The sequence below is a fragment of the Arthrobacter sp. P1_A5 genome, from assembly GCF_056406825.1.
In genome coordinates this window covers 1-2,900 of record NZ_JBFTZL010000290.1, presented here as the reverse complement: position 1 = coordinate 2,900, position 2,900 = coordinate 1, and the positions used below count along the sequence as shown (strand labels likewise).

The 2,900-nt window shown below is 68.1% G+C and carries 2 protein-coding genes; both read right to left on the bottom strand.

The annotated features are described in order from the left end of the window. On the bottom strand, nt 1-1,578 hold a 1,578-nt coding region (locus AC1D1S_RS20440; RefSeq protein WP_476995364.1), incomplete at its 3' end, for an ABC transporter ATP-binding protein. Continuing rightward, nucleotides 1,575-2,900, bottom strand: a 1,326-nt coding sequence (locus AC1D1S_RS20435) for an ABC transporter ATP-binding protein (RefSeq protein WP_476995363.1), incomplete at its 5' end; no start/stop codon positions are given. The genes AC1D1S_RS20435 and AC1D1S_RS20440, both read right to left, overlap by 4 nt.

The window sequence follows — 2,900 nt, the reverse complement described above, 5'->3', positions numbered from 1 at the left end:
GGACCGGACAAACTGGTCCACGTGGCTGGCGCGGGCCGCCGCGACGATATCGGCTTCGGTGGCGCCGGGCCGGCCGTATTCGATGTTCTCCCGGATGCTGCCGGTAAACAGCCAGGCATCCTGCAGGACGATTCCGAAGGCGCGCCGCAGCTCGTCCCGCGGGATGGTGGCGATGTCCGTCGAGTCCACCAGGATCCGGCCGGAGTCGAGTTCGTAGAAGCGCATCAGAAGGTTGACCAGAGTGGTCTTGCCGGCRCCGGTGTGKCCCACGATCGCCACGGTCTGTCCCGGGTCCACCGTGAAGGAGAGGTCCTTCACCACGGGGGTGCCGGGGCTGTAGCTGAAGCTGACGCGCTCGAACGTGACCCGGCCCGCCACTGCGCCGGGATCCAGCAGGTCGCCGGGCGTGCCCGGGGCAGGGGCTTTGCGTCCGTTGGAGGATTTGCGCGGGACATGGAGCTTTCGCGCGGCCGTGGCGCCTTGCAGCTTGCCGGCGCCGTTGGCCGAAACGGCCGGCACGGCCGGCACGGCGCTGTCCGCAGGGATCTCCGGGGCGTCCAGCAGCTCAAACACCCGCTCCGCCGAGGCCAGGCAGGACTGCACGAGGGTCAGCATGCCGCCGATCTGGCTCACCGGCTGGCTAAAGAGACGGGAGAACTGGACGAAGGCCTGGATGCCGCCGATTGTCAAGAGCCCCGCGGTGACCTGCAGCGCCCCCACAACAGCAATCGCGATGTAGTTGAGGTTGGCGACAAACACCAGCAGCGGCTGCACGATGCCGGACAAATACTGGGCGCGGGTGCTCGATCGCGTGAGCTTCTCGTTGCGCTCCCGGAAGCTCGCCGCCGACTCTTCCTGCCGGCCGAAGGCCTTGACCACTTCATGCCCGGTGAAGAATTCCTCGAGTTGAGCGTGCAGTGCCCCCGTGCTGCTCCACTGCTCCTTGAAGTGCGCCTGGGAGTGCCGGGCCACGAGCACGGTGATCATCGTGGACACAGGCACCGAGAGGATCGCGATCAGAGCCAGCAGCGGCGAGAGCCACAGCATCATGGCGAGAGCGGCCGAGAGCATCAGGATGGCCATGATGAGCTGGTTGAGGAGCTGGTTGAGCGCCTGAGAGATATTGTCGACGTCGTTCGTTGCCCGGCTGAGCACGTCGCCGCGGCGCTGTTCCTCGAAATGGCTGGACGGCAGCACATGCAGTTTTTGTTCCACGGAGCCGCGGAGGCCGTAGCTGAGGCGCTGCACCGCGGTGGCGGTCAGGCTGCCCTGGATCCAGCTGAACAACGATGCCCCGACGTACATGGCCGAAACGGCCAGCAGCCGCTCGGCCAGCTGTTGCTCGTCGAGGGAGCCGCCCAGGAAGCCGTCGACGACGACGTCGGTGGCGTCGCCCAGCACCTTGGGCGCCGCCACGTTGAGTGTCACGAACGCGCAGGTCGCGGCGATGACGCCGGTCATCCGCCACTTCAGCGGCAGCAGCAGGCCAAGCAGCCGGGCGGCGGTGTGCCATTTGATGCGCTCCGGCACGCCGGGTCCCGCAACGGTCCCGGCGCGGTGTGCCCGCGCGCGGCTCATGGGGCTTCCTCCAGCACCAGCTGGGACGCGGCAATTTCCTGGTAGCTGGGCGAGGACTCCATGAGTTCGCTGTGCGTGCCCTGCGCGACGACCCGTCCGCCCTCCAGTACCAGGATCAGCCCGGCGTCCACGATTGTTGACACCCGCTCGGCCACGATCAGCACGGTCGCCGAGCGCAGCAGCGGCTCGACCGCCGCCCGGAGCCTGACGTCGGTGCCGTAGTCCAGAGCCGAGAAACTGTCATCGAAAAGGTAGGCGGGGGCCCGCTTGAGCAGGGCCCGCGCGATGCACAGGCGCTGCCGTTCGCCGCCGGAGAAGTTCGTGCCGCCCTGGCTTACGGGCGTGTCGAGCCCGAGCGGCAGGGCGCGGACAAAGTCGGCGGCCTGGGCAGCTTCGAGCGCCTGCCATATTTCGGGCTCGTTCGCGGCGGRCGCCCCGAACCGGAGGTTCCCCGCGACCGTGTCCGCGAACAGGTAGGACTGCTGCGGGACTATTGCGATCAGGCCGCGCAGGACGTCCAGGGGCATCGCCCGCACGTTCTCCCCGCCGATGCTGATCTCTCCGGCCGTCGTGTCGAGGAAACGGGGCAGCAGGTTCAGGAGTGTCGTCTTGCCGCTGCCGGTCGCGCCGATGATCGCCGTCGTGGTACCGGCCCTGGCGGTGAAGGAGACGCCGTCCAGCACGGGTGCTTCGGCGCCGGGGTAGGCGAAGGACACGTTCCGGAACTCGACAGCGCCGGAGCGGCCGGGGGCGCCGGCGACGGCGGCCGCACCGGCGGTGCCCGCCACACCAGACCCATCGGCTGGAATGGTGGCAGGGGCTGCCCCGGCGGGAACGGCCGGATCCGCGATGGCCGGATCCGTGTCCAGCACCTCGCGGATCCGTTCCGCGCAGGCCGCCGCCCGGGGGGCGGTCATGAAGACGTACATCGCCATCATGATGGCAATCAGGATCTGCAGGATGTAGGCGATGAACGCCGTCAGCGCCCCCAGCCGCATTTCGCCGGCGTCGATGCGATGGCCGCCGAACCACACCACGAACACGGACGAGATGTTGACCACGAACATGATCATCGGCATCATCGCCGCCACCAGGAGGGCGGATTGCAGATTGTTCCGGGTGAGGTCCTTGTTGGCTTCATCGAACCGGCGGACCTCGTGGTCCTGCCGGACAAAGCCGCGGATGACATTCGCACCGATGATCTGCTCCCGCAGCACCCGGCCGATCCGGTCCAGGAGGCCCTGGCCCTGGCGGTACAGGGGAATCAGGCGGCGGACGATCACCGTCATGATCACCGTCAGGACCGGGATCACCACGACCAC